General features: G+C 62.9%; 8 protein-coding genes. 5 read left to right on the plus strand and 3 right to left on the minus strand.

Annotation, left to right across the window (positions count from 1 at the left end; all coding sequences use genetic code 11):
* Nucleotides 1-247: 247 nt before the first annotated feature.
* The 3 genes from ACFWU5_RS28930 to ACFWU5_RS28940 all read right to left on the minus strand — a co-directional run bounded on the left by ACFWU5_RS28930 (nucleotide 248) and on the right by ACFWU5_RS28940 (nucleotide 2,503).
* Nucleotides 248-829, minus strand: coding sequence for a class I SAM-dependent methyltransferase (locus ACFWU5_RS28930; RefSeq protein WP_379270045.1), 582 nt, complete (start codon nucleotides 827-829; stop codon nucleotides 248-250).
* A gap of 67 nt (nucleotides 830-896) precedes the next feature.
* On the minus strand, nucleotides 897-1,505 hold the full coding sequence (locus ACFWU5_RS28935) for an HAD family hydrolase (protein WP_379270047.1): 609 nt from the start codon (nucleotides 1,503-1,505) through the stop codon (nucleotides 897-899).
* A 284-nt stretch (nucleotides 1,506-1,789) separates the two neighbouring features.
* Complete coding sequence (locus tag ACFWU5_RS28940; RefSeq protein ID WP_379270048.1) at nucleotides 1,790-2,503, minus strand: DUF6159 family protein; 714 nt, start codon at nucleotides 2,501-2,503, stop codon at nucleotides 1,790-1,792.
* Between ACFWU5_RS28940 and ACFWU5_RS28945 the strand changes: the two genes are divergently transcribed.
* The 5 genes from ACFWU5_RS28945 to ACFWU5_RS28965 all read left to right on the plus strand — a co-directional run bounded on the left by ACFWU5_RS28945 (nucleotide 2,502) and on the right by ACFWU5_RS28965 (nucleotide 6,580).
* The gene (locus ACFWU5_RS28945; protein ID WP_379270050.1) at nucleotides 2,502-3,392 is read left to right on the plus strand and encodes a DUF3558 domain-containing protein; all 891 of its coding nucleotides are present in this window, start codon (nucleotides 2,502-2,504) and stop codon (nucleotides 3,390-3,392) included. The genes ACFWU5_RS28940 and ACFWU5_RS28945 overlap by 2 nt on opposite strands.
* A gap of 35 nt (nucleotides 3,393-3,427) precedes the next feature.
* Nucleotides 3,428-3,853, plus strand: coding sequence for a hypothetical protein (locus ACFWU5_RS28950; RefSeq protein ID WP_379270052.1), 426 nt, complete (start codon nucleotides 3,428-3,430; stop codon nucleotides 3,851-3,853).
* The gene (locus ACFWU5_RS28955) at nucleotides 3,853-5,064 is read left to right on the plus strand and encodes a hypothetical protein (RefSeq protein ID WP_379270054.1); all 1,212 of its coding nucleotides are present in this window, start codon (nucleotides 3,853-3,855) and stop codon (nucleotides 5,062-5,064) included. Before ACFWU5_RS28950 ends, ACFWU5_RS28955 begins: the two co-directional genes overlap by 1 nt.
* Complete coding sequence (locus ACFWU5_RS28960; protein ID WP_379270055.1) at nucleotides 5,061-5,840, plus strand: ESX secretion-associated protein EspG; 780 nt, start codon at nucleotides 5,061-5,063, stop codon at nucleotides 5,838-5,840. Before ACFWU5_RS28955 ends, ACFWU5_RS28960 begins: the two co-directional genes overlap by 4 nt.
* 80 nt (nucleotides 5,841-5,920) lie before the next feature.
* Nucleotides 5,921-6,580 carry a DUF3558 family protein gene (locus ACFWU5_RS28965; protein WP_379270057.1) on the plus strand — a complete coding sequence of 220 codons (660 nt, stop codon included), beginning with the start codon at nucleotides 5,921-5,923 and terminating at the stop codon, nucleotides 6,578-6,580.
* The last annotated feature ends 159 nt before the right edge of the window (nucleotides 6,581-6,739 follow it).

The following is a 6,739-nucleotide window of genomic DNA, read 5'->3' on the forward strand; positions in this document are numbered from 1 at the left end:
CGCCGGACTCGATCGTGAGGCAGTACATCGAGCAACAGCAACGGCCGCCCCGCGCCCCAGGAAGGCCGAAGTTGATGCGCTAACCCGGCCCTGAATGTCCGGGCTTGCGCGCTACGTTTCCTGGTCATCGCGACGACCCCCCGATCTCGGTGCGCCACACAACTGTTCGCAATACGTTGATGACAACCCTCCCCGTCGAAAACCTGCCGGACTCTATCATCGAGAAGGGCGGTTGCGCGAAATAGTCTCAGTGGGGTCGCTGCCAGCGCAACGTGTATCGCCACATCAAACGACGCCGGATCTCCGCACCGGGCAGGTGTTCCGCAGCCGCCGAACGGATCTCGGCCATGGTTTCCCGTGGTTCGCGCAAGGCGACGTCGGGCCCGCCGAGCGAGCGATGCCGCCATCGATCCATGCCCCAGATCGCGGGCAGCAGCGGCAGATAGTGGAAGTCGGTGCGCGGGTGCATCTTCCACAAGCCCACCACAGCCAGGGTTCCACCGGGGGCGACCAGGTGGCGCAGTGCGGTGATGCCTTCCCGGATCGGGACATGGTGCAGCGTGGCGACGGCGGTGACCACGTCGAAAGTCTGGTCGAGGTCACGGAAATCGGCACGCTCGAGATGGACGTTCGGTGCGTCGGGCGCATCGGCGATGACCTGGTCGTCGATGTCGACCCCGAGAACCGCGTCGCATCGGGTGGCCAACTTGCGCGCGAGCAAGCCGTCACCGCAGCCGATATCCAATGCGGTGCGGGCATTGTCGGGTACCTGATCGAGTACCCACGGGTGGTAGTGCGTGTTGTGGTTCCAGTAGGGGTCGGTCGGCATGACCGGTCAACGCGCCGGCTTCCAGATCAGTTCCGGAACCAGGCTGTCTCACAAGCTGTTTCGCGAACTAACGGTCCGCTTGCTCGGCCAACCAGCCCGCGAACTGAGTGAGATCGTCGAGCACCACATCGGCCCCCGCCGCCCACAACCCCTCCGCGTCATAGGGCCCCGTCGTCACCCCGACAGCCACCACACCCGCCGCTTTGGCACCCCGCATGTCACCCGCATGATCGCCGACAAAAACCTGCGCCGACTCCTCCCGCAACACATCGGCCTTCCCCGTCGCCCACAGATCCCCGGCAACCCGATCGACCTGCCACCCGAGATGCTCGACATGCAGTCGCGCATGAGGCTCGAACTTCCCGGTAACAACCAACGTCCGCCCACCACCCGCCCGCACCGCAGCCAACGCATCATCGGCCCCCGGCAACGCACCGATCCGGTCGATGACACCCGGATACAACTCCCGATACCGCGCAACCAGATGCGGAATCAGATCATCGGGCGCCCCCGCCTCCCCGAGCAACGTGGCCAACGGCGGCCCGAGATGCTCCGCGAAACGCGCCCCCTCCATCGGCAGATCGAACTCCCGAGCCAACGCATCGATCGCCAACGCCACACCCGGACGCGAGTCGATCAGCGTCATATCCAGATCGAAACCGACAGTGAAAGTCACGTCGGCGAGCCTAACGCCAACCCCCTCCCCAACCTGCTACGCCGCGCTTACCGTCCCTGAACTGCACTGATTCACGTGGAACCCCCGCTGCACTCGCTGCCGAAAACGGTTGGGGGAGTGCGGTTACGCGAGGCACGCTGTGCGTCATAGCATTTCGGGCCGACCGGTCGGTAACCAGCAGAACCGCAGGTCGCATCATGGTCGAGGATTGGCGAAAGGTGTTGTGCCGCCCGGTAGCACGCGGCCTAGCGCGGAGCGCAAACATGCAGGCGCTGCAACCACGATCAGCGCCGGCGGAATGCCTGTGCCAGGTTCGCGTCCACAAAGGCCACCGGCACAACACCGTCGACACTGAACCGATACAGCGCCGTCTGATAGATCCCCGACAGTGCGGACACCACCACGGCACCGACGATCAGGCACACGGAGCCCAGGAACAGAACCGCCAACGCCGCAACCACATTCGAGGCGAGCAGCGAGAGACTGGCGACGATCAGCAGCACGCCAGGGATGGCGATCACGATCCCGAAGATGCCGAGACCAGCGTTACCGACCACGTTCTCACCCCAGGTCCGCTTCATCGCCGCCGCCGAATCCTTCACCGCATCAACCACTCCACGGTCATCGAGCACCATCTTGGGCAGCACGAGATACGACACGACCTGCCAGGCGGTCCCCGCGACCGCGGCCAGGATCGTCCCGAGGAACCCCACCCTGTCCTGCAGAATCCGCAGCAACTGCGACACCGTCGCCGAAATGGCCGCCCACACCAGGATTCGTGGCCACTTCCCCGCCGCGGCACTGATCCCGCCGGCCACACTGGGATCGCCTCCACGCAACGCGATGTCGGCCTGCGAAATGAGCGCGGCGTTGAAGAACACCGTGACGAAAGCCGTAGCCAGATACATCAATCCGAACAACACGTACGTCGCCACCGAGGACGTATCCCACAGATCCGTCGCCACGATCGGCACGATGAACGTAGCGGTCACCACCATGCTCGCCACGCCGGATATCACCGGAAAGACCGCCAGCTCCCTGCGCGATTTCAGCACCGCGGCCGAAGTTTTGAACATCTGCCACGAATTCGCGAACGCCACTGGAGATCCCCCTCATTCAACAATCGAACAACGCGGCCAGCGTATCCGGTCGACCTGTCCCGTCAACTCGACGAGGATCAGGCCCACCAAGGGCAGTCGTGGTCCGACCAGTTGCCCGGCCCATTCGGGGTTGATAGCCTTCGCCCGACATCAACTAGGCGGACCGTCAGTGGCAGCACACGGTCGAGCGGATCGGCGGGGGACGATGGCGGGGGTACTGAGTAAGCGGTGGCATGGACTCGTCGTCGTTGTGGGGGCTGCGCTCGTCATCAGCGCTTGCGGGCCGGATTCTCCGCCCGAACAGCCCACCAATACGTCTCCGACCTTCGCGGCTGGCGTGCCGACCGGCTTCGATCCGTGCACTCAGATCCCTGTCGAGGTGTTCGAGTCCGAGAACCTGCGCCCGGACCGCAACCCTGTGTCCAACCTCGACGCGCCGAACGGGGTGAAGTGGCGTGGATGTGGGTGGGGGTACAAGAACGGTGACGGGTACGGAACCAAGATCAGGACCACGAACCTCACGCTGGAGATGATCCGGGCACGGAACTTCACCGACGCCGAGGAGTTTGCGACTGGAGGACGACAAGCAATCGTCTCGCGTCAACAGGACGCCGCTGTGCCCGGGCCAGGCCACGTCTGCACCGCGAATGTCGACATCCGGGACGGCAGTCTCGACATCTTCATCAGCAACCCGGAATACGTTCCCGCCACCGGGCACATACCGGCCTGCACGATTGCCCGAACGTTGGCAGAGAAGATCGCACCGAGCATCCCCGCCGGTGCTTGAACAACACACTGAATCGCTCCGGGGAGGGAACCCTGATGACCGGCACCACACCGCTGACCTCGCTGATCACCGAAGCCAAGAACGGCAATCTGACGGTTCGGATGGATCCGGAGGAGTTCGCCAAGATCGAATACGAGTGCCAAGCGTTCAAGACGACGATCGTGGCGATCCAAGCGAACATCGATGATGTCGCCAAGATCCAGACCTGGGGATTCGGCGATCACGGAGGTTCGATCCTGACCTCAGCCCAGACGATGGCCGATCGGTTCCGCAAGATCGCCAACGGCAGTCAGGGCGGCAACGACTTCCACACCGTGCTCAAGGAACATTGGGAAGCAGTGGAAGACATTCGCCTGCTTCACGTCGCGGTCCGCGACCGGTTCATCGCCGAGGACGAAGCATTCGCCACTCGCTTCAACGCCGAAACCGCACGTCTGGACCAGATCCCCGGCGGTCGTTGATGGCCGGAACCGAGAACCCGAAGATCCCGCCCCGCACGGAACGTCCGCAGGACCTGTCCCACTCCAAGATCATCGAAAGCTTCGAACCGGTCGGTGTCGATCAGGCTTTCGCCGCCACGTCTGTGTTCTGGCAGGCGAAAACGGATTGGGCGGTCGGGTTGCATACATTCCGGCAGCGGATGCACGCGGCGATCGCCGAGGCGTGGGAAGGTAACGCCGCCGAGGCCTCGAAGAGCGCGATATCGGCGTATACCAAAAAGGCTGAGGAGCTCACTCCGGCATTCGAGACAGTCGCCCGATTGATCTCCTCGTCGGCTACGTCTTCTTCTGACACAAAGTCGTCGATCCCGCCCCGCAAGGACGATCCCGACCTCTGGGATATCAAGGATCGTTGGCTCGACAACGACGAGTTCGAAGACGGCCGCAATGACGATGAAGAAGAAGCCCGCGCCATCATGAATGCCAAGTACGTCGAGGCCTTCAAAGCGGTAGATGCAGGCCTGCCCGTGCTCGACCACCCGACCAGCCTGGTCACCGAATCTTTCATCCCCGGTGGCCGCGGCGATGGAGATGGGGATGGCAAGGGTGATGGTGACGGCGGGGGCAGTGAGAACGAAGACGAGGACAACGGCCCCGGAGACGAGCCGGACACCGACGACGGCAACACCGAGGATGACGACACCAACGGTGACGACACCGAAGACGACGACACGTCCGAGGACGACACGACCGAAGACAACGCCAAGGACGACACAGCTTCCGAGGACGACACCGCAGCAGCCGCCGCGGAATCACCCGTGACTACGCCGGGCACCGCCACCCCGAACACGCCGGGATCACCTGGTAGTCCGAGCAGCCCGTCCGGTGGTTCCCCTTCGGCAGGCGTCCCCGGCGCTGCCGTGCCTACACCGGGCCGCGCAATACCCGGTCTCCCCGCAGCGGCCGGTCTCCCCGCAGCGGCAGCGGCCGCCTCTGCGGCAGGTGCCGCGGGACGCGGAATGGCAGGCGCCCCAGGCATGATGGGCGCCGGCGCGGGCCGTGGTGGCGGGCAAGATGACGAGAACACTCACGAAACCCCCGACTACTTGATCAACGAAGCCAACACCCGAGAACTGCTCGGCGAGACCGCAAAGGCCACACCGCAAGCGATCGGCTCCCAGTTTCTCGCCGCGCAAACTCGCCCCGTCGAGCCAGAAGGCGAGTCGCAGTGACCGAATGGACCTTCGACCCCGACGAGTTCGCGATCCACTGGTACAGCGACGCGGTCGACCGCTTCCCCCGCCCCCTGCGCTACACCTCCCGGTTCCCATACCAAGAAGAGTTCGACAACTACAGCGCGAAACTTCTCGCCGCCTACGACCGCGACGAACTCATCATGATCCGCCGCGCGATCGACACCGCCACCAGCGCAACGTTCCGCATCCAAATATCAGGCAGTACAACCAAAACCCGCGATAACACCACGGCCGCATATCGAGTCCATGCCACCCGCACCGACTTCCAGGCCGTCGTGATCAGCCAGATCAACCGCGACGGCAACGACGGCCCCATCACCGTAAACTTCGGCCGCCCCGAAGACCTACCCCGCAACCTGATCACCTGCCTCCCCAAAGCAAGCCCCGGAACCCACCCGCCAGCCACGTTTCACACCCGCGATCTCAATCCCCAACGGGACAGCTACTTCGAGGACGTCGCCCACAACTCACCGTCGGAACGCGCCCGCCGATTCTTCAACCGTCCCACCGACGGCCGCGGCGGTGCAGCCCTCTATCTCGGCGGCATACTCGACCGCCCGAAAGCACAACACAGCACCGAATGGCACGACTTCACAGACGACGGCCGTTACACCATCACCCGCAACTGCGACGACCTGAACGTCAACCCTGCCACGCCGCAAGGCCAGGCAAGCCAGCTCAGCCAATGGATCGATGCCGCCGTTCGCATCAACCAACCTGATCTGGATGAAACATACGACGATCCCTGGTGACTATTCGGACGCTGACGAACTATCCGTGACACCGGTCAGCGATTCGTTGGGCCAAGTTACTAATGGCAAGGAGTAATCGAATGAGGTGCACCCAAATTCACCTGAAGAGTCCGGCACGGCTGTTGTCCGTAGCCGTAGCCGTAGCCGTAGTCGCAGCAACCGTCGCTGGATGTTCCGGAGACAGCGACCCGAAACCTTCTGCAGAAACGAGTACCACATCCGCAGGGGCCACAAGTACAGCGGCTCCTTCGGAGTGGTATCAGCCGCCCGTCGCTTTCGAGGGGTTGGACCCGTGTTCGCTAGCCACGCCCTCCGAAGTGTCCGGCATCGTAGGCAAAACCGGTTTGTCGCCGTCGCGCAACGAAGGCTTGCAACCAGATATGACCATCGTCGGGAAAATCGACACATGTAGTTGGATGCAGGATCGCCGAGATCCGGTGGCAGTTTCGCTCGGCATTGGGACCCCCCAAGGCGGTGTAAAGCAAGGCCATGACTCTGAATCCCTATGGATGGCAGAACAACTCGGCCATCCAGCCGAGTTGACTTTCGGCAAGAATCCCTCCCAGTTGGGCGTGGAGGACTGCGTTGCGTTTGTCGGATACAGCAACGATCGTTCGGTAAGCGTCCTGCTTCGGTTGCCCGCAGCATCTTCCACCCCGGCACCCACTGACACCGACAACCTATGCGTCAAGAATCGGACGGTACTCCGCGACATCTTCGCTCGCGTGCTATGGAATTGAGTCGGAACTGGCTTAGCCTTTCCGTAGAAATCGCAACAATCCTGTAAAATATTTGGAGAGAGAGAATGAGGATTATTCACGAGGCCCGCCAGAAATGCAGTCCGATAACTGCCGAAACTGTTTCAGCGAAGGTGTTGAATGGGCGCCGGTAGTCGGTGT

It is taken from the genome of Nocardia sp. NPDC058640, assembly GCF_042716995.1.
GTDB lineage: Bacteria > Actinomycetota > Actinomycetes > Mycobacteriales > Mycobacteriaceae > Nocardia.